The following is a 21,014-nucleotide window of genomic DNA, read 5'->3' as shown; positions in this document are numbered from 1 at the left end:
ATTAGCGCAAAAGTTTTAAATCGAGATTCATGTCATGAACGCACAGTTGCAACCGACCGGCTCGGCCTATTTCATCGCCAAGGAGACGGAAAAACCAGAGAACCACACGCTTTCGGTCCTGGTCGACAATGAGCCGGGCGTGCTTGCCCGGGTCATCGGCCTGTTTTCCGGGCGTGGCTACAACATCGAGAGCCTGACGGTCTCGGAAACCGAGCACGAAAAGCATCTGTCGCGCATCACCATCGTGACGCGCGGCACCCCGCATGTGCTGGAGCAGATCAAGCACCAGCTCGAGCGCATCGTGCCGGTGCACCGCGTCGTCGATCTCACCGTGCGGTCGCAGGAATTTGGACAGGAGCGGCCACTGGAGCGGGAGCTCGCGCTGGTCAAGGTCGCCGGCACCGGCGAAGCCCGCGTCGAGGCGCTCCGGCTTGCCGATGCATTCCGCGCCAGCGTCATCGATGCCAACACCGAGCATTTCATCTTCGAGATCACCGGCAAGGGCTCCAAGCTCGATCAGTTCATCGCCATCATGAAACCGCTCGGCTTAGTCGAGATCTGCCGTACCGGGGTGGCGGCGATGAACCGCGGCCCGCAAGGGATGTAGTCATCCAGCTTGGCTCTATCTCGTCGCTTTGCCACCGATCGCATTGATTTAGGGAAACGGCATGACCTTCGATGCATTTTTCGCCTTGCTGGTTTATGCCTTCGTGACCTCGGTCACGCCGGGTCCGAACAATTTCATGCTTCTGGCCTCGGGTGTGAATTTCGGCTTGGTCAAGACCGTGCCACACATGCTCGGCATCGGCTTCGGCTTCCTCGTGCTGTTGCTTGCCGTAGGCTTCGGGCTTGGCGCCGTGTTGACGGCCTTTCCGGTGCTGCATACCGGGTTGAAGATCGCCGGCGGCCTTTGCCTGCTTTATCTCGCCTGGAAGATCGCCATGTCGCGCTCGCTCGGCGGCGAAGGCGAGGCGAAGGGCCAGCCGATGCGCTTCATCGAGGCTGCGGCTTTCCAGTGGGTCAATCCCAAGGCCTGGGTGATGGCGATTACGGCCATGGCCGTCTATACGAACCCGGAACGCCCGTTTGTGTCCGTGGTGCTGATCGCGGCTGCGTTCGCCGTCGTCATGCTGCCGAGCATTTCGACCTGGGCCGGTTTCGGCATGGCGCTGCGCGGTTTTCTGGCAGATGCGGTGCGGCTCAAATGGTTCAACATCGCCATGGGCATGATGCTGGCGGCGACGCTGTGGCCGATGCTGCGTTAGCTGCCGTTTTATTGTGCACTGCACATTAAATCTTCGTAATGACGGGTTTTGGCCCTTTTTCGCCTTCGGCATCCTCTATTATCTGGCAAAAGCGCGGCAATCGGCTGCGAGTTGAGCTAGACTACGGCCACCGGATAGCGGCGTGTCGGATCGAGAGGCCTTTTGTCGATGCGCGGAACGATCGTATTTGCGGTGATCGCTGCAGCCTGCGTTGCCGCGGCGTGGCTCTATCTTTCGCCCAGCGCAATGAGCGATCTTCAGCATCTGCTGTCGGCGAAGCAGACGGCGGCGGCGGACAAACCCGCTGCAGCGGCAAGTGCCGCGCATTCGACTTCGGTGGTTGCCGCCACCGCCTCGACGGCCGATTTTCCGGTCCGGCGCTATGCCATCGGCTTCGTGTCCTCTCCTGCCGTAGTCAGCATCAACGCACGGGTCTCGAGCCAGATCGTCGCAATCGCGGTCAAGGACGGACAGATGGTGAAGGCAGGCGACCTTCTGTTCTCGCTGGACGATCGCTCGTTGAAGGCGCAATTGGCACGTGATCAGGCGACGCTCGCAAAAGATCAGGCGCTGCTTGCCAGCGCCACGGCCGATCTTCAGCGGGCCAAAAATCTTGTCGCCAGGCAGGCCGGCACACAGCAGACCTACGATCAGGCTGTCGCGGCGCAGAAATCCGCAGCGGCCACCGTCGACGCCGACAAGGCAACGATCGATGCGGACCAAATCCAGCTTGGCTTCGCCACGATCAGGGCGCCGATCTCCGGCAGGCTTGGCGCGGTCAGCGTCGCCGTCGGTGATCTCGTCACCACCAGCAACGGCAGCAGCACGTCGACCCCGCTGGTGACGATCACGCAGGTCGACCCGTTGCAGGTGAATTTCAATCTCCCCGAAAGCGATCTTGCGTTACTGCACAAAGCGCTGGCCGCGCCGCAGCAAGGCGCGGTGACGCTGACCAAGGATGGCGACCCGAAGCCGATCGGCAGGGGAACGCTGGATTTCGTCGATTCCTCCGTCGATACCGCGTCCGGCACGATCGCAACGCGGGCCAGCGTGCCCAACGCCGATCTTTCGCTGTGGCCGGGCCAATATGTCAATGTCGTGCTCGATGCCGGCATCATGCCGCAAATGACGTCGGTTCCGACGGTCGCCGTCCAGCCCAGCCAGAAGGGACCGTTCGTCTATGTGATCAAGCCGGACAACACCGTTGAAATGCGGCCGGTGCAGGTCACGCTGACAGAAGGCGCCAACACCGCGATCAGCCAAGGATTGAAAAGCGGCGAGCGTGTCGTCGTCGAAGGCCAGACCAAGCTGAAGAACGGTGCGGCGGTGCGCGAAGGCAAGGCTTCGACCGGCACCGGCGACCAGGCGGCTCCGAAGGTCGCCGAGGCTGACCGGACGGGCGGAACACAGCCATGATTTCCGAATTCTGCATCCGCAGGCCCGTCGCAACGCTGCTCATGTCGTTCGCTCTGGTTCTGGGCGGGCTATTTGCTTACAAATTCCTGCCGGTGGCGGCACTGCCAAGCGCGGAATTTCCGGTGGTCAACGTCTCGGCCTCGCTGCCCGGGGCCTCGCCGGAAACCATGGCGACCTCGGTGGCAACGCCGCTGATCAAGCAGTTTGCCACCATCGCCGGCATCGATTCGATTTCGACGACCAACTCGCTCGGTTCGACCTCGATCGCCATTCAGTTCGTGCTCAACCGCGACATAGACGACGCCGCCGCCGACGTGCAGGCGGCGATCGCACGCACGCAACGACAATTGCCGCCGGAGATGACCAGCCCGCCGAGCTATCGCAAGGTCAATCCAGCCGACGCGCCGATCCTGCTGATGTCGCTGGTCAGCGACACCATTCCGCTGACCGATCTCGATGCCTTTGCCGAGAATGTGATTTCGCCATCGCTGTCGACAATCGATGGCGTTGCGCAGGTTTCGATCTACGGCCAGCAAAAATATGCCGTACGCGTCCAGATCGATCCGACGGCGCTCGCCGCGCGCGGCATCTCGATCGACCAGCTGCAGACGGCCATTGCCTCGGCCAACAGCAACACGCCGCTCGGCGTGCTCAAGAACAACAAACAGCAACTGACGATCACCGCGAACACGCAGCTGACCAACGCGGCGGGATTCTCCAACATCATCATCGCAACCAAGAACGGACATCCGGTGCGGCTCGGCGAGGTGACCCGCGTCATCGATTCGGTCGAGACCACAACGACGGCAAGCTGGTACGACGGCACCCGCGCCATCATCATGGCGGTGCAGCGTCAGCCGGATGCCAATACCGTCGACGTCGTCGACCGCGTCAAGGCGATGCTGCCTTCCTTCGAGGGTCAGATGCCGGCGGCGGCGAGCATCCAGTTGCTCAACGACCGCTCGACGTCGATCCGCGAGGCGGTGGACGACGTGCAGTTCACGCTGCTGCTCACCATCGCGCTGGTAGTGATGGTGATCTTCCTGTTCCTGCGCCGGGTGACGGCGACGGTGATCCCCGCCGTGGCGGTGCCGATCTCGCTCATCGCCACGCTGGGCGTGATGTACCTGTTCGGCTTTTCCATCGACAACGTCTCATTGATGGGGCTGACGCTGGCGGTCGGCCTTGTCGTCGACGATGCCATCGTCATGCTGGAAAATATTTTCCGCCATATGGAGGAGGACGGGCTCTCGGCCCTCGAGGCGTCGCTCAAGGGCGCGCGCGAGATCGGCTTCACCATCATCTCGATCTCGATCTCGCTGGTCGCCGTGTTCATTCCAGTGCTTTTGATGGGCGGCGTGATCGGGCGCATCTTCAACGAATTCGCGGTGGTGGTGACGGTCGCCATCCTGGCGTCGATGTTCGTCTCGCTGACGCTGACGCCGATGCTGTGCTCGCGGCTGCTGTCATTATCGAAAGCCGAGCAGAAAGCAGCGCATGGCGGGGACCACAGACAAAACGTCTTCATACGGGGCTATGACAGGCTGCTGACATTCTGCCTGCGCCACAATTTCCTTGTCTTCCTTGTCTTCCTCGTGACCGCCGGGCTGTCGGTGTGGCTGATCCAGATCTCGCCGAAGGGCTTTTTCCCGCAGGAGGATATCGGCCAGGTCTCAGTAACGACCATTGCGCGCCAGGATATTTCGTTTGACGCCATGGTGAAGCTGCAGGGGCAAGTGGCGGATGTCTTCACCCATTCGCCCTACGTCGCGCATGTCGGCTGGTCGGCGGGCAGTGGAAGCAATGCGCTCAACCAGGGCCAGCTGTTTGTGCAGCTGAAAGACAAGGACCAGCGACCGAACATCGACAAGGTGCTTTCGGATCTGCGGCGCCAACTTGCCAACGTGCCCGGCATCGAAACCTACATGCAGCCGGTGCAGAACCTGCGGCTCGGCGCGCGTTCTTCGGCGAGTGCCTACCAGCTTGCCGTGCAGGGCCTCGATACCCGCCTGACGAACGTCTGGGCGCAGAAGCTGACGGACGCGATGGCTGCCGATCATGCTGCCTTCACCGACGTCACCAATGACCTGCAGAACAACGCACTGCAGGCGACGCTGGTGATCGACCGCGACAAGGCGGCGACGCTCGGCGTCGATACCGACACGCTGCGTTCCAGCCTTTATGGCGGTTTCGGCACCCAGCAGGTGTCGACCATCTTCGGCTCGGCCGACAGCTATGACGTGATCATGGAACTCGACCCGAAGATCGAGTGGTCGCCCGAGCGGATGCTGGCCATCAAGGTGAGAACGGCGAGCGGCAGCCTGGTGCCGCTCGGCGCGTTCGCCCGCGTCGATCGGACCGCCGGTGCGCTGACCGTCAACCAGCTCGGCCAGCTTCCGGCTGTGACCATCTCCTACAATCTGCCGCAGGGCGTAGCCCTCGGCGACAGCGTGAGCCACATCAATGCGCTGAAGGAAAAGATCGGCATGCCGCCGACGATCTCGACCACTTTCTCGGGCACGGCGAAGACCTTCCAGGATTCGCTTTCCAACCAGGGACTGCTGATCGGTGGCGCGATCCTCACCATCTATATCGTTCTCGGCATGCTCTATGAGAGCTTCATCCATCCGCTTACCATCCTGACCGGGCTTCCGTCGGCGGTGCTTGGCGCGCTGGTGGCACTGCGGCTGGCGGGGATGGACCTGTCGGTGATCGCGGTGATCGGCATCCTGATGCTGATCGGCATCGTCAAGAAGAACGGCATCATGATGATCGACGTGGCGCTCGAGCTTAGGCGCGAGGGGTTGTCGCCTGTCGAATCCATCCACAAGGCCTGCCTGATGCGCTTCCGACCGATCATGATGACCACGCTTGCCGCGCTGATGGGTACCATCCCGATCGCGCTCGGCACCGGCGCCAGTGCGGAACTGCGCCAGCCTCTCGGCGTGGCGGTGGTCGGCGGTCTCGTCGCCTCGCAGGCACTGACGCTGTTCGTCACGCCCGTCATCTACGTCTACATGGAGCATTTTTCCGGCTGGCTGGTCAGGCTGTGGGCGCGGCGCCGGGGCGAGCCGAGGCCGGTCGAAGCGGTCGACCAGCCGTCACTGTTCGACGAGGAGGAAGAACCAGTGCCGCAAAAGGCGGCAGCCGAATAGCGCTGGCCCAAGCCGTGGTGCTTGCGGCCGGGGGTCCGCGATCGTAATTTGACGCCATGCCGCATAATCACCACCATGACAACGAGCTTGATCCTTTTGCGGCGCGCGTGCGCGCGCTGGAGACGATTCTCACCCGCAAAGGCCTGATCGATCCGGCGGCGATCGATGTCATTGTCGACACCTACGAGACCAAGATCGGGCCGCGCAACGGCGCAAAGGTGGTGGCGAAAGCCTGGGTTGATCCCGCGTTTGCCGCATGGCTGAAGTGTGACGCGACGGCAGCAATCGAATCGCTCGGCTACACCGGCCGGCAAGGCGAGCACATGCAGGCGGTCTTCAACACGGCCGACACGCACAACCTCGTCGTCTGCACGCTATGCTCCTGCTATCCGTGGTCGGTGCTCGGCCTGCCGCCGGTCTGGTACAAGGCGCCGCCCTACCGTTCGCGCGCAGTGATCGATCCGCGCGGCGTGCTCGAGGAATTCGGGCTGATCTTGCCGGCGACGACAACAATCCGGGTGTGGGATTCGACCGCCGAGCTTCGCTATCTGGTGGTGCCTATGCAGCCAAGGGGCACCGAGGGCTGGGATGAGGCACGGCTCGCCGATCTTGTGACGCGCAATGCCATGATCGGCACCGCGTTGGCGCGGGAGCCGGCATGAACGGGCCGCAGGATCTCGGCGGCCAGATGGGTTTCGGGCCGGTCGCGCCAGAACCGGACGAACCCTATTTCCATACCGATTGGGAAAGGCGGGCGCTGGGCGTGACGTTGTGCGCCGGCGCCATGGGCGCTTGGAACATCGACGAGAGCCGGCACGCGCGGGAATCGCTGCATCCAGCGGATTATTATGCCTCCAGCTACTACCAGATATGGATCAAGGCGCTGGAGGTGCTGCTCAAACGCCATGGTTTCGTCGGCGACCGCGACCTGGCCACGGGCGACGCAGTCGACCCTGCAGCGACACCCAAACGGGTGCTGAAGGCTAAAGATGTTCCGGCGGTGCTGGCCAAGGGCGGGCCTTGCGACCGGCCGGTCGCTACGCCGGCGCGGTTCAAGGCGGGCGACACTGTGCGTACGAAGAATTTCCATCCGACGGGCCACACCAGGCTCCCGCGCTATGCACGCGGCAAGCAAGGTGTCGTCGAGGCTGTGCGCGGCGGCTTTGTTTTTCCCGACACAAACGCGCACGGCCAGGGTGAAAACCCGCAATGGGTCTATACGGTGGCCTTCACCGGCAGCGAAATCTGGGGCGAGGGCGCCGACCCGACACTTGTCGTTTCGATCGATGCGTGGGAGAACTACCTTGAGTCGGCGTGAGACGAGCTCAATCGCCGCTATGTCGCCAGCCGGTGTCGAGGCGCCTGTGTTTGCCGAGCCGTGGCAAGCAGAGGCCTTTGCCATGACGGTAGCACTGCACGATAACGGGTTGTTTTCGTGGAGCGAATGGGCGGATGCTTTGTCGGCAGAGGTGAAGCGGCCGGGCGCCGCGCGCGACGGTCGCGATTACTACGAGCACTGGCTGGCGGCGCTGGAAAAGCTGCTGTCGGCCAAAGGCATTGCCGGCAAGAAAGACGTGGACACCATTGCCGCTGCCTGGGAACGCGCCGCGCACGCAACGCCGCATGGCAAGCCGATCCTGCTGGAGAACGATCCACGGCGGGTTCGGTAAGCTGCGGTCGCCTGGTTTGTTCTCTTTACGTTCCTGTTCGTCACTGATAATCCTGTCGCAGCGGCGCAGTTGCCGGCGGTGAAATTTGATGGTGATGGCACTCGCCTTGTCTTTCCCTCGCGAATCCGGTCTGTCGCGCTGATGGAATTCTCTCCTCAACAGGACGAGGCGCTGAAGGCAGTGGCCGGCTGGCTGAAAGCCGGCAAGCCGCAGCTGTTCCGGCTGTTCGGCTATGCCGGCACCGGCAAGACGACGCTGGCGCGCTATTTCGCCGAGCATGTCGACGGCCAGGTGCAGTTCGCCGCGTTTACCGGCAAGGCGGCGCAGGTGCTGCGTTCCAAGGGCGCGGTCAATGCCCGTACCATCCATTCGCTGATCTACCGGCCGAAAGGCGAGGAATCGGTAGCGGACGAGGTGACCGGCAAAACCTCGATGTCGCCGACCTTTTCGCTTAACCGGCAAAGCCCGATCTCGCGGGCCAAGCTCGTCGTCATCGACGAATGCTCGATGGTCGACGAGCAGCTTGGCCGTGACCTGATGAGCTTCGGCACGCCGATCCTGGTGCTTGGCGATCCCGGCCAGTTGCCGCCGATCTCCGGCGGCGGCTTCTTCACCGACCACGAGCCGGACATTCTGCTCACCGAAATCCACCGCCAGGCGCGCGACAACCCGATCATCAGGCTGGCGCTCGACGTGCGCGAGGGCCGCGAGTTCATGCGCGGCGACTATGGCGCGGCGCAAGTGATCGGCAAGGAAGACGTCACCCAGGAACTGGTGCTGAAGGCGGACCAGGTGCTGGTCGGTACCAACCGCACGCGCCGCCGCTATAACCAGCGGCTGCGCGAGCTGAAGGGGTTCAACGCCGATTATCCGCAAGCCGGCGACAAGCTGGTCTGCCTTCGCAACGATCCGGCCAAGGGACTGCTCAACGGCTCGCTGTGGAAGGTGATGACCTCGTCGCGCGAGACGGTCAAGCCCGGCATCAATCTGCTGGTTTCGCCGGAGGAAGACGACCCGGATCGCGGCGTCGCCAAGATCAAGCTGCTCAAGGCGGCGTTCGAAGATCCGGACGCCGACATTCCCTGGCAGCAGAAGAAGCGTTTCGACGATTTCGACTATGGCTACGCGCTGACCGTGCACAAGGCGCAGGGGTCGCAGTGGAACGAGATCGTGCTTTTCGACGAAAGCTGGGCGTTCAAGGAAACCCGGCAGCGTTGGCTCTACACCGCCATCACGCGCGCGGCCGAACGGCTGACGATCGTCCGATAGGCCGCATCAGCGCTGGGCGATCGGGTTGGCGCCAAGCCATTCCCAAGCGGCGGCCTCGTCCTTGGCCTCGAAATGCCGGAGTTCGATAGGCACAGAGGCAGGCAGAAAGGCTCTTGCCTCGGCTATCCAGTTCGGCTCACCGACCGCGGCGCAGCGGCCGATATGCTCCACTGCATGAGCTATGCCCTGTTCGATCGTCTCGTCCGATACGTCGGTCCAGTCGACACCCTCATGATCGATCAGGCGCACCAGCACGTCGATTTTCGAGTGCAGCGCGTAGGCCGCTTCCAGCAATCCAAACAGGTTTTCGGCGCCGGCCGCTGCGACATGGCCGACGACATCGATGGCGAGGAGGTCTTCGCGATCGGTATCGATGCGGCGGATCGCGGGCACGGCATCGAGAAAATTCAACAGGCAACTCCTTGCGCTCGATTTTCTTAGTTCACCTTGGAACACCTGAAACCCTCTGTCTGTTCCCCTTAAAGGCGGTATAGATGCGCGCCGAGATCAGCCTGGAACCGTGCAAATGCCTGCAAAGCTTTCCGTCAACCTCAACGCCATCGCCATGCTGCGCAACCGGCGGGACCTGCCGTGGCCAAGCGTGACCGGGCTTGGACGCATTGCCCTTGCCGCCGGCGCGCATGGGCTGACGGTGCACCCGCGACCCGACGAGCGGCACACCAGGCATTCCGATCTGCCGCAGATCAGGGCGCTGATCGACGACGAGTTCCCGAATGCGGAATTCAACATCGAGGGCTATCCGACCGCGGAGTTCCTGGCGCTTGTGGAAAAGCATCAGCCCGAGCAGGTGACGCTGGTGCCCGACGACCCGGCGCAAGCGACTTCCGATCATGGCTGGAACTTCGCCGCCGAGGCTGCGTTCCTGACACCGGTTGTCAAGCGCCTGAAGAAGGGAGGCTTTCGCGTGTCGCTGTTTTCCGATCCTGACCCCGATGGCGTGAAAGCTGCTCGCGACACCGGCGCCGACCGGATCGAACTCTATACGGGTCCATACGGCAGCTATCATTCCGATTCGGCAAAAGCGGCGAAGGAATTGGAGAAATTGGGAAAGACGGCGGATGCCGCGCTGGCCGCAGGGCTCCAGGTCAATGCCGGGCACGACCTTGTGGTGAGCAATTTGCCGGCACTGGCCAGGCGCATCCCGGCATTGGCCGAAGTGTCGATCGGGCATGGGTTGACAGCCGATGCGTTGGGGTATGGCATGGCTGGAACGGTCAGGCGGTTTCTGAAGGCTTGTGGCTGGTAGAGAGAGGCGAGCCGATAGCCCTGCGTTCCCGGCACGGCAGCGCGCCCTTTCCATCCCCGCAGCATAGAGCACCGAACGTCTATGGGAGTGTCGTCCATGGCCCTTGCCAACGCTGGTAGCGAGGCAGAACCCATCGAGCAATCCAGCCACTCCACCGTCGAGCAGCACAGCACCAAGGTGCTGATGCTGGGCGCGTTGGGCGTGGTTTACGGCGATATCGGCACCAGCCCAATTTACGCATTTCGGGAAGCACTGCACGCGTCGTCGGGACCAGTAGCGCGCAACGACGTCCTCGGTGTGCTGTCGCTTATCGTCTGGGCGCTGACGATCATCGTCACGATAAAATACGTCGCTTTCGTCCTCAGAGCCGACAACAAGGGCGAGGGCGGCACGCTGTCGCTGATGTCGCTTGCGCGTAGTGCTTATCCAAAGGGAGCCCCGTTCATTCTGGGGATCGGACTTTGCGGCGCGGCGCTTTTTTTCGGCGACGCGATAATAACGCCCGCCATCTCCGTGCTTTCGGCTGTCGAGGGCCTGGAAGTGATGGCTCCGACGCTCGAAACCTTTGTCGTTCCGATCACTCTTGTCATCCTGGCAATGCTCTTTGCCGTGCAACGGTTCGGCACCGGCAGGGTGGCGGCCGTGTTCGGGCCGGTGACGGCAGCGTGGTTCCTGGCAATCGGCGCCGCCGGGGTCTACCATCTGCTTGACGATCCGTCGGTCCTGCTGGCGGTCAATCCCTATTACGCGGTCGCTTATCTAGCCAATACGCCCACCGGCGCTTTCGTCACGGTCGGGGCGGTGTTCCTGGCGGTCACCGGGGCCGAAGCCCTCTATGTCGATCTCGGCCATTTCGGGCGCAGGCCGATCGTGCTGGCATGGTTTGCTGTCGTGTTTCCTTGTTTGCTCCTCAACTATTTCGGACAAGGCGCGTTCGTTCTTGCCAACGGCGGCAAACCCACCAATCCATTCTTCCAGATGCTGCCGGATTGGGCGCTAATGCCCATGGTTGGGCTGGCCACGGCAGCGACGGTGATCGCCAGTCAGGCGGTGATCTCCGGCGCTTTCTCACTGACGCGTCAGGCGGTGCAGCTCAATCTGCTGCCACGTATCGAGGTGCAGCATACTTCCGAGATGCAGTCCGGCCAGATCTACATGCCGCGGGTCAATCTGGTGGTCGCGCTGGGCGTGATGTTGCTGGTGGTCGGCTTTGGCAGTTCGAGTTCGCTAGCTTCCGCCTATGGCATTTCGGTGACTGGCGAAATGCTTATGACGACCATCCTGCTGTTCGTGGTGATGCGGTTCCGGTGGAAATGGCAGCTTGCACTGGCGGCCGCGCTCACACTGCTGTTCGGCACGATCGATACCGGATTTTTCCTCGCAAACGTCGTCAAGATCCTCGAAGGCGGGTGGGTGTCGATCACGGTTGCCTGCGGCATGGGGCTGATCATGTCCACATGGATCCGCGGCACCCGCTATTTGTTCGACAAGACCCGCCGGAACGAGATCCCGCTCGATTTCCTCGCCGGCAATCTGCTGAAGAAGAAGCCGCATCTGGTGTCGGGCACCGCGGTGTTCCTGACCAGCGATCCGCTGAGCGCGCCGACGGCACTGATGCACAGCCTCAAGCACTACAAGGTGCTGCACGAGCAGAACGTCATCCTTTCGGTGGTGACGGCGCCGCAACCGGTCGTGCCCGACAGCGAGCGGGTGAAGATGGAGACCGTCAACGAGCTGTTCATGCGGGTGACGCTGACCTTCGGCTACATGGAGCAGCCCAACATCCCGCGTGCGCTGGCGATCTGCCGCAAGCAGGGCTGGAAGTTCGACATCATGACGACCTCCTTCTTCCTGTCGCGGCGCTCGCTCAAGGCCTCGCCCAATTCCGGCATGCCGGTCTGGCAGGACAAGCTGTTCATCGGGCTGGCGCGCTCGGCGGCCGATGCAACGGAATATTTCCAGATCCCGACCGGACGCGTCGTCGAGATCGGGACGCAGGTGGCTATTTGAAACGTGTCCGTTGCGACATTCCAGGTAGTCTGCCGATGGGACTGAGTCTGCCAAGTCGTGGAGGACTCGCAATATCGGGACGGAGCCATTACGTGACGGCACTTGATATTGCAGCGCAGCAAGCGTAGAGCACCGCGCGCTTATCGGAGTGTCGTCCATGGCCCTTACCAATGCTGGTAACGAGGCAGAACCTGTCGAACAATCCAGCCATTCTGAGGTCGAGCAGCACAGCACCAAGGTGCTGATGCTGGGCGCGCTCGGCGTGGTTTACGGCGATATCGGCACCAGCCCGATCTATGCATTCCGAGAGGCGTTGCATGCATCAGCCGGTGGCAATGTCGCCAACCGTGGCGACATCCTGGGCGTACTCTCGCTGATCATCTGGTCGCTGACGATCACCGTCACCATCAAATACATCATGTTCGTGCTCCGTGCCGACAATCGAGGCGAAGGCGGGGTGCTGTCGCTGATGGCGCTGGCGCGCAACAGTTTTCCGACGCGCTCGGCGGTGATCCTCGGCATCGGCATCGTCGGCGCGGCGCTTTTTTTCGGCGACGCGGTCATTACGCCGGCGATCTCGGTGCTATCAGCGGTCGAAGGTATGAATGTCGTCACGCCGACATTTCAGCCCTATGTGGTGCCGCTGACACTGGCCATCCTGGCGATCCTGTTTGCGGTACAGCGGTTCGGCACCGGCGGCGTAGGATTGGTGTTCGGGCCAGTCACGGCGCTATGGTTCCTGGCCATCGGCCTTTCCGGCATTAACCACATCATCGCCGATCCGGAAATCCTGCTGGCGATCAGCCCGCATTACATCGTGTCGTTCCTGGTCAACTCGCCCGACGTGGCCTTCGTCACGGTTGGTGCGGTCTTCCTCGCCGTCACCGGCGCCGAGGCGCTCTATGCCGATCTCGGCCATTTCGGCCGCAAGCCGATCGTGCTCGCCTGGCTGGCAATCGTGTTCCCTTGTCTATTGCTCAACTATGTCGGGCAAGGCGCCTTCGTGCTGGCAAATGGCGGCGTTGTCGGCCATCCCTTCTTTGAGATGAACCAGGGCTGGACGCTTATTCCGATGGTCGTGCTGGCGACGGCGGCGACCGTCATCGCCAGCCAGGCGGTGATCTCCGGCGCTTTCTCGCTGACCAGGCAGGCGGTGCAGCTCAACATGCTGCCGCGTTTCGTCATCCAGCACACGTCGGAAAAACAGTCGGGCCAGATCTATCTGCCGCGCATCAACCTGATGCTGGCGCTGGTCGTGATGTTGCTGGTGGTCGGCTTCGGCGAATCCAGCCGCCTGGCCTCGGCCTACGGTATTTCGGTGACCGGCAACATGCTGGTGACGAATGTGCTGCTTTTTGTTGTGATGACGCGCATCTGGAAATGGCCGCTTGGCGTCGCGATCGCCTTGATGGCCGTGTTCGCCTTCGTCGATACCGGCTTCTTTGCCGCCAACATAGTCAAGGTGTTTGAAGGTGGCTGGGCATCGCTTGCCATCGCCGCAGTTATCGTGATGACTATGTGGACATGGATCCGCGGTAGCCGCTATTTGTTCGACAAGACCCGCCGGAACGAGATCCCGCTCGATTTCCTCGCCGGCAATCTGCTGAAGAAGAAGCCGCATCTGGTGTCGGGCACCGCGGTGTTCCTGACCAGCGATCCGCTGAGCGCGCCGACGGCACTGATGCACAGCCTCAAGCACTACAAGGTGCTGCATGAGCAGAACGTCATCCTTTCGGTTGTGACGGCGCCGCAGCCGGTCGTGCCCGACAGCGAGCGGGTGAAGATGGAGACCGTCAACGAGCTGTTCATGCGGGTGACGCTGACCTTCGGCTACATGGAGCAGCCCAACATCCCGCGTGCGCTGGCGATCTGCCGCAAGCAGGGCTGGAAGTTCGACATCATGACGACCTCCTTCTTCCTGTCGCGGCGCTCGCTCAAGGCCTCGCCCAATTCCGGCATGCCGGTCTGGCAGGACAAGCTGTTCATCGGGCTGGCGCGCTCGGCGGCCGATGCAACGGAATATTTCCAGATCCCGACCGGACGCGTCGTCGAGATCGGGACGCAGGTGGCTATCTGAACAAATGGTCGTGCCCTTCGAAGGGCACGACCATTTGTCAGGCTTAGCTCACCAGAGCCGCCTTGTTTGCTTCAAGAAATTGCTTCAGCGGCCGCGGTCTCCTGCCAGACAGCGTCTCGATCGCGTCCGTCACCATGCTGATGCGGCCGGAGCGGGTATTGGTGTCGAAGGAAACGATGACCGGGGCGAAACCTTCGGGGACGCCGGCTGCCTTCAATCCCCCGGTCAGCGCTTCGTCCGAAAGCTGGACGACCTCGATTGGCTTGCCGGTAACTTCGGTGACGAGGGCCGCGATTTCAGCGACCGTATAGGCCTGCGGACCGGTCAGCGTGTATGTCGTGCTTTCGGTTGCCCCCGATGCGAGACCGGCGGCGATTGCCGCGGCCATATCGTCGCGCGCGCCATGGGCAATACGGCCGTCTCCGGCGGATGTGTACCACTGCCCCGAGGCGATGGCGTGCGGCAGCGCCATGAACAGGTTCTCCTGGTACCAGCCGTTGCGGAAGATGGTGTAGGGAATGCCGCTCGCCTTGATCGCCTGCTCGGTGCCGTGGTGATCGGGCGCAAACAGCACCGGCGATCCTGGCTCCGGATTGGGCATCGATGTGTAGAGCAGATGCGAAACGCCGGCGCTTTTTGCGGCGGCGACCGCGGTCTCATGTTGCTTCAGGCGCTTGCCCGGAAGGGCAAGCTCGTTTGTCGAAATGATCAGAACTCTGTCGGCGCCGGTAAATGCACTGGCCAACGATGCGGTGTCGTCGAAGTCGGCCGCCCTGATAGTGACGCCGCGCGCTGCCAGATCGGCCAGATTTTCGGGATTGCGGGTGGCGGCGATGATGCGCTGAGGGGAGATCTTGAGCGTGTCAAGCAGATGATTGATGACGCCGCGGCCAAGCTGGCCGGAGGCGCCGGTGACAAGAAGGGTGTCGGTCATGAAGGGTCCTGACGTTGCGCCGGAGCGGCGGGTGCATATGTTAGTCTCAAAAAGAGACCAGCACTAAAATAGGAATTGACCCATCCTCGTAAAGAAGGCAGTTTTGCGGGAGGTAGGCACACCCAAGGGAACCAGCCATGGACGGCAAGATCGTTAATCTGAGATCGAAGCTCGAGATATACAAAGCAGGCAGCGGGGGCGGAAACCTTGCGGATTGCCCGGTTCGCGACGTGATCCAGGGGATCAGCAACAAATGGAGTTCGCTGCTGATGGAGGCCTTGGCCGAGAAGCCGTACCGCTTCGGCGAGTTGCGGCGCCTCGTGCCCGATATTTCACAGCGCATGCTCACCCAGACGTTGCACGATCTGCAGCGCGACGGCTATGTCCATCGCCAGGTCTTCCCGACCAAGCCGCCGAGCGTCGAATATAGCCTCACCGATCTCGGGCGCTCGATGTTTGGACCCTTGCATCAGCTGATCCAATGGGCCGAGCTCAATCACGGCGCTGTACGCGAGGCGCGGAAGGTTTTCGATGCTGCCGAAGGCTGAGCCTCCAGGCCGAGACGGCGCCTTGATTTAGCGACAGCGCTGAAGGATTGTCCGGCCTGGGTTGGGGCGGGCAGATGGGCAATTCTCTGGACATCGCGATTGCCGGCGCCGGGCCGGCTGGACTTGCCGCCGCGCTCTATCTCGAGCGCGCCGGACATAGGGTCACGATCTTCGAGCGCTTCGACCGGCCAAAACCGGTCGGGTCCGGGCTGATCCTGCAGCCGACCGGGCTGACGGTGCTTGCCGATCTCGGCCTGCTTGAAGACATTCTGGCGCTGGGCTGCCGCATAGACCGCCTGCATGGTGCAGATGCCAAGACCGGCCGCACAGTGCTCGACGTCCGCTACGATGCCCGGCGTGGCGGCCGTTTCGGGCTGGCGGTACATCGCGCGGCTCTGTTCGGCGTGCTTTTCCGCGCCGCCCGGCGCCAAGCGATCCACATTGAGACAGGCATCGAGCTTGAGACGCTGGAAGCCGGCGAACGGGCAACATTGATCTGCCGCAACGGACGACGGATGGGGTCGTTCGACCTGGTAGTGGATGCCAGCGGTTCACGCTCCAAACTGCGGTGGTGCGTGAACAATCCGGGCGAACCGCGATCGCTCGCCTATGGCGCGTTCTGGGCGTCGCTTGGCTGGCGCGGCGAGGGTTTCGACGAGCACGCGCTGCTGCAGCGCTACGACAGCGCAAGCGTGATGATCGGCGTGCTGCCAATCGGCCGGCCCGAGCCGGATGCCCAGAAGATGGCGGCATTCTTCTGGAGCCTCAAGCCGGCGGATGCCGAGTACGTCTGGGCGGCAGGTCTCGAGGCATGGAAGGCGAGATTGGTCGGGCTGTGGCCTGAATGCGCGGCCTTCATCGACCAGATCGACAGTTTCGAGCAGCTTTCGCTGGCGCGCTATGGCCATCACACGATGAAGACGCCAGCCGGACGGCGATTGGCTGTTATCGGCGATGCGGCCCATTCAACGAGCCCGCAGCTCGGCCAGGGCGCGAACATGGCGCTGCTCGATGCAGCCGCGCTCAACTACGCACTCATAGGAACGGACCGTGTCGATACTGCACTGGAGGCCTATGTCCGGACGCGGTGATGGCATGTGCGGGTCTTCCAGGCGCTGTCGCTGGTGCTGACGCCGTTTTATCAGTCGGATTCGATTGTGATGCCGTTCGTCCGCGACAGGCTGGTGGCGACGCTGGCAAAAGTCCCGCCGGCGCCGCAGTTTCTTGCTTCCATGGTTACAGGAACGGTGATCAATCCATTCAAGCCGATAGGGCTTGCGGAAGCGCTATGGCCGGATCGCCTTGGCGGGTGATTTCGGAAAGGTGCGAACCCTTAGCCTGCAAGAATGCATGGAGGCGTTGCGGATAATCGGGAGCGACCGCGCCCTTCACGGATGGGCGTTTGCGCAACGCCTCGCGCCACACCTGGACATGCGGCTTTCCGTCCAGGATGCCGAAATCGTCGATCCGGTCGAAGACGTCGAAATAGCGGAAAATCGGGCCGTAGACCGCGTCGACCAGTGAAAAGCGCTCGCCGTCGAAGCATGGCCCAGCCGCGCCATTCGCCCGTTCCACTTCCAGGCGATCGAACATTGCCGCTAGCGTCGCGCTTTCAGCGAGCAGCGCGGCTTCCGTAGGCGCTGAATAGAAGCGGGCGACGGCATTGAGGATTGCCGAGCCGAACTCGATCCAGCCGCGATGCCGGGCACGGACATAGGGGTCGGTGGGATGCAGTGGATTTGGCTGGGTTTCCTCGAGGAATTCGAGGATGACCGCCGATTCGAAGATCACCGTTTCCTGGCCGTCATGCTGAACGCGAAGCAGCGGCACCTTGCCGAGCGGTGATATCGCCTTGAACCAGGCAGGCTTGTTGGCGAGATCGACCGTGATGCGTTCGAACGGCACGCCCTTTTCGCGAAGTGAAATCGCCGCGCGCTGCACATAGGGACAAAGATGGTGGCTGACGAGGATGAGCTTACCGGTCATCTCACTCTCCCCAGACATAGTTCAAGGCGCCGTCCTCGACGCGGGTGGAGAGGAACATCAGGCGGGAGCCCTTCGGCGCCGGGCCTTCGAGGCGATCACCGTTCGCCATGTCGAACGAGGCGCCGTGCCACTGGCAGATGAGCTTGCCGTCCTTGCAGTCGAGCGGGCCACCGAAATGCAGGCAGACGTTGGCGGCAGCGCGGATACGCTCGCCGCTGCGGTAGACATGGACCTCGCGGCCGAAGAACGGAGCGATCAGGCTGCCTGTTTCCGGAACGTCGGCGATCCTGCAGATTTCATACTTCATCGGAATTTGCCTCTCACGATTGATGCGACTGCATCTATATAGATGCATTTGCATCGATCGTCAAGCTTGATGCAATTGCATCTATCCCCTATGATGCAATCATGACCGGGATTCCTACACCTCCAGCAATCAAAGCCTGGGCCCGCCTGATGCGGGTTTCGCGCCAGTTGTTGGAACGAGCCGAGGACGCGCTGAAGGACAGTGGCCTGCCGCCGCTTGCGTGGTACGACGTCCTGCATGAGCTTGCCGAGGCGGGCGAGGGCGGATTGCGGCCGTTCCAACTCACCGAGCGCACCCTGTTTGCGCAGTATAACATCTCCCGGCTGCTGGCGCGGCTGGAAGCCGACGGGCTGGTCGAGAAGCTTCCCGTTGCCGATGACGGCCGCGGGCAAACCGTCCGTGTCACCGACAAGGGGCGCGAGACGCGTCGCCGCATGTGGGCTGTCTACGGCCGCTCGATCGCGGAGTTGGTCGGCTCCCGGCTTTCCAATGATGAGCTCGATGCGCTGTCAGCTCTGCTTGGGCGCCTGCGAGTTCCGCCCGCCCTGGAGTGACACGCCTTCATGGCGAAGATGCGCCGATTTGCGAGGTCAGGCACTGCCCCAGAGGAATGCCAATGTCGCCAGAACGCCAAGCCCGACGCGGACCATATGCAGATTGCCCCATTTGACGATCAATGTCCGAGCTTCAGCATTGATGGTGTTCGCGTCCATCGCCTCCAGCAACCTATTTGCCGGCATCATCACCAGCAGCGTCCATGGCCAAGGCAGGATAATCAGCACGGCGCCGGCCAGATAAGCGAGATTGCTGGTCAGCCACCACGCGACGAGGCCTAGAATACAGGCGACGACGGCGATCGAGGCCTGCATGGCGGCGCCGCGCTTGTAGGAAGGCTGCCATTCCTGCAGCAATGCTTTGTCCTCGAGGCGAAGCCGCGCCGGCTGTTCGGCGACGCTGACGTAGATAGCCGCGCCTGCGAACACTGCGGTAACGGTCAAGGCAAGCAATCCGGCGAGCATGATCTGTGTCTCCCCTGATGCCCCGCATGGAGCAAGCTACAGAAATAAAGGCTTGCGCCGGGTCGGGCAATACGCCATAAAGCCGAACCGTAACGTACGGTACGCTATCGAGCTCCTATGTGAACTGCGGGTGAGTTCGCCTCCTGAGGAAAGACTGTGTTGCACGCTGTAACCGATATCGACACCAGCGAGACGCTGACGGAGCGGCAGAAAGCCGTGCTCGACGCTGCCCTTCGCCTGCTGGTCGAAGAGGGCGATCAGTTGACCATGACCGCGGTGGCGCGGCGGGCGAGCTGCTCTAAGGAGACGCTCTACAAATGGTTCGGCGATCGCGACGGGCTGTTGACGGCAACGGTGCAATGGCAGGCGTCCAAGGTGCGGGTAGTGCCAGTTGATCGCAAGGGGCTCGACCTTGCTTCGCTGACGGCGAGCCTCGAACGCTTCGCTTCGGACTGGCTCAAGGTAATTTCGAGCGACACCTCGATCGCGCTGAACCGGGTGGCGGTCGGCCATGCTAGTTCGGGGAAAGACGATCTCGGCGCCATCGTGCTGGAGAACGGCCGCTTCGCACTGGCCAGGCGCCTTAAGCCGGTGCTCGAGGCAGGCAAGGAAGCTGGTTTCCTCGAGTTTTCCGATGCTGAGACGGCGTTCCGCACTTTTTTCGGACTGGTCGCCCGTGACGTGCAGATCCGCCTGCTGCTTGGCGACCGACTGGAATTGACTGATGCGGCGATCGGCGGCGATGCCGTCCGGGCGACGCAGCAGTTTCTCGCTCTTTACGGAGCAAAAACCGGGCCGCGAGGCCTCTGAATTCAAAACGGGAAGGAAGAAAAATGCGTGTCTATTACGATCGCGACGCCGATCTCAACCTGATCAAGGGCAAGAAGGTCGCCATCATCGGCTATGGCAGCCAGGGCAGGGCGCATGCGCTCAACCTCAAGGATTCCGGCGTCAAGGACATCGCCATCGGCCTCAAGGCCGGCTCGGCGACCGCCAAGAAGGTCGAGGCCGACGGGCTCAAGGTGATGAGCGTGGCCGATGTCGCCAAGTGGGCCGACCTGATGATGATGGCCACGCCCGACGAGCTGCAGGCCGACATCTACAAATCCGAGATCGCGCCGAACATCCGCGATGGCGCAGCGATCGCCTTTGCCCACGGCCTCAACGTGCATTTTGGCCTGATCGAGCCTAAAGCCTCGGTCGACGTCGTGATGATCGCGCCGAAGGGGCCCGGCCATACGGTGCGCGGCGAATACCAGAAGGGCGGCGGCGTGCCGTGCCTGGTCGCGGTCAACCAGGATGCTTCGGGCAATGCGCTCGATCTGGCGCTCTCCTACGCCTGCGGCGTTGGCGGCGGCCGTTCGGGCATTATCGAGACCAATTTCCGCGAGGAGTGCGAGACCGACCTGTTCGGCGAGCAGGTGGTGCTGTGCGGCGGTCTGGTCGAATTGATCCGCGCCGGCTTCGAGACACTGGTGGAAGCCGGCTACGCGCCGGAAATGGCCTATTTCGAGTGCCTGCACGAGGTCAAATTGATCGTCGACCTGATCTACGAAGGCGGCATCGCCAACATGAACTACTCGATCTCGAACACCGCCGAATGGGGCGAATACGTCTCGGGCCCGCGCATCATCACCGCCGAGACCAAGGCCGAGATGAAGCGCGTTCTGAAGGATATCCAGACCGGCAAGTTCACCTCGGAATGGATGCAGGAATACCGCGCCGGCATGTCGCGCTTCAAGGGCATCCGCCGCAACAATGACAGCCACCAGATCGAGGAAGTCGGCGCCAAGCTGCGCGCGATGATGCCGTGGATTTCCAAGAACAAGCTGGTCGACAAGGCCAAGAACTGAAGGAAATTCACATTCGTTTCGTTGCGCGTCCTCAGGCTTCGCGCTGCGGGCGCGCGGGGGATTTCCAAAACAAGCTGGTCGACAAGGCCAAGAACTGAAGGAAATCCACATTCGTTTCGTTGCGCGTCCTCAGGCTTCGCGCTGCGGGCGCGCGGGGATTTCCAAAACAAGCTGGTCGACAAGGCCAAGAACTGAAGGAAATCCACATTCGTTTCGTTGCGCGTCCTCAGGCTTCGCG

Annotated in this window: 20 protein-coding genes and 1 pseudogene; 16 read left to right on the top strand and 5 right to left on the bottom strand. The window is 62.2% G+C overall.

Annotation, left to right across the window (positions count from 1 at the left end; genetic code table 11):
• The first annotated feature begins 34 nt into the window (after window positions 1-34).
• From ilvN to NKI63_RS25710, 8 genes are all read left to right on the top strand, one after another.
• Window positions 35-607 carry an acetolactate synthase small subunit gene (gene ilvN / locus NKI63_RS25745; protein ID WP_023676680.1) on the top strand — a complete coding sequence of 191 codons (573 nt, stop codon included), beginning with the start codon at window positions 35-37 and terminating at the stop codon, window positions 605-607.
• A 61-nt stretch (window positions 608-668) separates the two neighbouring features.
• Complete coding sequence (locus tag NKI63_RS25740) at window positions 669-1,265, top strand: LysE family translocator (RefSeq protein ID WP_352752521.1); 597 nt, start codon at window positions 669-671, stop codon at window positions 1,263-1,265.
• Window positions 1,266-1,433: 168 nt separating this feature from the next.
• Window positions 1,434-2,681, top strand: a complete 1,248-nt coding sequence (locus NKI63_RS25735; protein WP_352505652.1) for an efflux RND transporter periplasmic adaptor subunit — start codon at window positions 1,434-1,436, stop codon at window positions 2,679-2,681.
• Complete coding sequence (locus tag NKI63_RS25730; RefSeq protein WP_352505653.1) at window positions 2,678-5,836, top strand: efflux RND transporter permease subunit; 3,159 nt, start codon at window positions 2,678-2,680, stop codon at window positions 5,834-5,836. The genes NKI63_RS25735 and NKI63_RS25730 overlap by 4 nt, the downstream gene beginning before the upstream one ends.
• Before the next feature lie 56 nt (window positions 5,837-5,892).
• A complete protein-coding gene (gene nthA / locus NKI63_RS25725; RefSeq protein WP_352505654.1) occupies window positions 5,893-6,498 on the top strand; it encodes a nitrile hydratase subunit alpha in 606 nt (201 codons plus the stop codon).
• A complete protein-coding gene (gene nthB, locus NKI63_RS25720; RefSeq protein ID WP_352505655.1) occupies window positions 6,495-7,154 on the top strand; it encodes a nitrile hydratase subunit beta in 660 nt (219 codons plus the stop codon). The genes nthA and nthB overlap by 4 nt, the downstream gene beginning before the upstream one ends.
• 19 nt (window positions 7,155-7,173) lie before the next feature.
• Window positions 7,174-7,506, top strand: coding sequence for a nitrile hydratase accessory protein (locus tag NKI63_RS25715; RefSeq protein WP_352505674.1), 333 nt, complete (start codon window positions 7,174-7,176; stop codon window positions 7,504-7,506).
• 141 nt (window positions 7,507-7,647) lie between these two features.
• Window positions 7,648-8,775 carry an ATP-dependent DNA helicase gene (locus tag NKI63_RS25710; protein ID WP_023720791.1) on the top strand — a complete coding sequence of 376 codons (1,128 nt, stop codon included), beginning with the start codon at window positions 7,648-7,650 and terminating at the stop codon, window positions 8,773-8,775.
• Window positions 8,776-8,781: 6 nt separating this feature from the next.
• On the opposite strand, the gene NKI63_RS25705 is transcribed toward NKI63_RS25710, so the two are convergent.
• Window positions 8,782-9,186, bottom strand: coding sequence for a SpoIIAA family protein (locus tag NKI63_RS25705; RefSeq protein WP_352505656.1), 405 nt, complete (start codon window positions 9,184-9,186; stop codon window positions 8,782-8,784).
• A gap of 115 nt (window positions 9,187-9,301) precedes the next feature.
• On the opposite strand from NKI63_RS25705, the gene NKI63_RS25700 reads away from it, so the two are divergent.
• The 3 genes from NKI63_RS25700 (at window position 9,302) to NKI63_RS25690 (ending at window position 14,129) form a co-directional block, all read left to right on the top strand.
• Window positions 9,302-10,042: a pyridoxine 5'-phosphate synthase gene (locus NKI63_RS25700; RefSeq protein ID WP_352687644.1), complete on the top strand. Its 741-nt coding sequence runs from the start codon at window positions 9,302-9,304 to the stop codon at window positions 10,040-10,042.
• Window positions 10,043-10,138: 96 nt separating this feature from the next.
• On the top strand, window positions 10,139-12,052 hold the full coding sequence (locus NKI63_RS25695) for a potassium transporter Kup (protein WP_352505658.1): 1,914 nt from the start codon (window positions 10,139-10,141) through the stop codon (window positions 12,050-12,052).
• A 157-nt stretch (window positions 12,053-12,209) separates the two neighbouring features.
• Window positions 12,210-14,129, top strand: a complete 1,920-nt coding sequence (locus NKI63_RS25690) for a potassium transporter Kup (protein ID WP_352620193.1) — start codon at window positions 12,210-12,212, stop codon at window positions 14,127-14,129.
• 43 nt (window positions 14,130-14,172) lie between these two features.
• Here NKI63_RS25690 and NKI63_RS25685 read toward each other — a convergent pair whose 3' ends face one another.
• Window positions 14,173-15,063: an SDR family oxidoreductase gene (locus NKI63_RS25685; protein WP_352509621.1), complete on the bottom strand. Its 891-nt coding sequence runs from the start codon at window positions 15,061-15,063 to the stop codon at window positions 14,173-14,175.
• Window positions 15,064-15,200: 137 nt separating this feature from the next.
• On the opposite strand from NKI63_RS25685, the gene NKI63_RS25680 reads away from it, so the two are divergent.
• Both NKI63_RS25680 and NKI63_RS25675 read left to right on the top strand, forming a co-directional pair.
• A complete protein-coding gene (locus NKI63_RS25680; RefSeq protein ID WP_352466906.1) occupies window positions 15,201-15,611 on the top strand; it encodes a winged helix-turn-helix transcriptional regulator in 411 nt (136 codons plus the stop codon).
• Between the two features lie 74 nt (window positions 15,612-15,685).
• A pseudogene (locus NKI63_RS25675) lies at window positions 15,686-16,924 on the top strand (FAD-dependent oxidoreductase).
• On the opposite strand, the gene NKI63_RS25670 reads toward NKI63_RS25675, so the two are convergent.
• Together NKI63_RS25670 and NKI63_RS25665 are read right to left on the bottom strand one after the other, a co-directional pair.
• On the bottom strand, window positions 16,872-17,597 hold the full coding sequence (locus tag NKI63_RS25670) for a glutathione S-transferase family protein (RefSeq protein ID WP_352509623.1): 726 nt from the start codon (window positions 17,595-17,597) through the stop codon (window positions 16,872-16,874). The pseudogene NKI63_RS25675 and the gene NKI63_RS25670 overlap by 53 nt on opposite strands.
• Before the next feature lies 1 nt (window position 17,598).
• Entirely contained in the window at window positions 17,599-17,904 is a 306-nt protein-coding gene (locus tag NKI63_RS25665) for a Rieske (2Fe-2S) protein (RefSeq protein ID WP_352509625.1), read from the bottom strand.
• Between the two features lie 101 nt (window positions 17,905-18,005).
• Here NKI63_RS25665 and NKI63_RS25660 point away from each other — a divergent pair, with 101 nt between their 5' ends.
• Window positions 18,006-18,458 (top strand): MarR family winged helix-turn-helix transcriptional regulator, encoded by a 453-nt coding sequence (locus NKI63_RS25660; protein WP_352509627.1) that lies wholly within the window; start codon window positions 18,006-18,008, stop codon window positions 18,456-18,458.
• A gap of 36 nt (window positions 18,459-18,494) precedes the next feature.
• Here the strand turns inward: NKI63_RS25660 and NKI63_RS25655 are convergent, their stop codons facing one another.
• Window positions 18,495-18,923, bottom strand: a complete 429-nt coding sequence (locus tag NKI63_RS25655) for an anthrone oxygenase family protein (RefSeq protein ID WP_352509629.1) — start codon at window positions 18,921-18,923, stop codon at window positions 18,495-18,497.
• Between the two features lie 156 nt (window positions 18,924-19,079).
• On the opposite strand from NKI63_RS25655, the gene NKI63_RS25650 reads away from it, so the two are divergent.
• Entirely contained in the window at window positions 19,080-19,733 is a 654-nt protein-coding gene (locus NKI63_RS25650; protein ID WP_254820704.1) for a TetR/AcrR family transcriptional regulator, read from the top strand.
• A 23-nt stretch (window positions 19,734-19,756) separates the two neighbouring features.
• The gene (gene ilvC / locus NKI63_RS25645; RefSeq protein ID WP_352691922.1) at window positions 19,757-20,776 is read left to right on the top strand and encodes a ketol-acid reductoisomerase; all 1,020 of its coding nucleotides are present in this window, start codon (window positions 19,757-19,759) and stop codon (window positions 20,774-20,776) included.
• Window positions 20,777-21,014 lie beyond the last annotated feature (238 nt).

Source organism: Mesorhizobium sp. M0410 (assembly GCF_040321435.1).
GTDB lineage: Bacteria > Pseudomonadota > Alphaproteobacteria > Rhizobiales > Rhizobiaceae > Mesorhizobium.
The sequence above is the reverse complement of the archived record's forward strand: the minus strand, read 5'-3'. Positions and strand labels throughout refer to the sequence as shown.